Origin of the sequence: Bradyrhizobium sp. NBAIM03, from assembly GCF_020194055.1 — a bacterium.
Classification (GTDB): domain Bacteria; phylum Pseudomonadota; class Alphaproteobacteria; order Rhizobiales; family Xanthobacteraceae; genus Bradyrhizobium; species Bradyrhizobium yuanmingense.
Genome location: NZ_JADYVS010000130.1, coordinates 1 through 466, shown reverse-complemented (window position 1 = coordinate 466; position 466 = coordinate 1). Strand labels below are relative to the sequence as shown.

At 63.9% G+C, this 466-nt stretch carries 1 pseudogene; it reads left to right on the top strand.

Going from position 1 to position 466, the window contains the following annotated elements:
- Positions 1 to 276: 276 nt before the first annotated feature.
- Positions 277 to 466 (top strand): annotated as a pseudogene (locus I6F21_RS37735) (hypothetical protein); the annotation flags it as partial.

The window sequence follows — 466 nt, the reverse complement described above, 5'->3', positions numbered from 1 at the left end:
GCGTGGCGGGCAGCGTCTTCGGCGTGGGCGTGGATGCCAACCTGACAACGGCGTCGATTCGCGCCGTGGTGGGCGGCGTCAATCGTTTGATCGCACGCGCCGGTAGCGGCATGCTGCGCAGCGGCAAGAGCGAGGCAGAAGCCGTGTAACTCACAAGTCGGGCTCACACAGTGGAGCGCGAGTTGCTAAATTGAAGAGATGAGGCTCGGGCCGCGCCCGGGCTCATCCCTTCACAAGCGCGCCAGCGTGCACATCCACTGCCACAGGAGAACCGACATGACCACTCGTCCGACCGCGAAAGAGAATGCCAAGCGTTTTGCCAGTGTGATCCAGGCGCTGCAGGCATGCGAGGCCGCTTGCACTCACTGCGCGACGGAATTCGGCAAGAACGGCCACGCCGAAGCCATGGCGCGCTGCATCGGTGTGTGCACGGACTGCGCCGAATATTGCGCCCTCACGCGCAAAT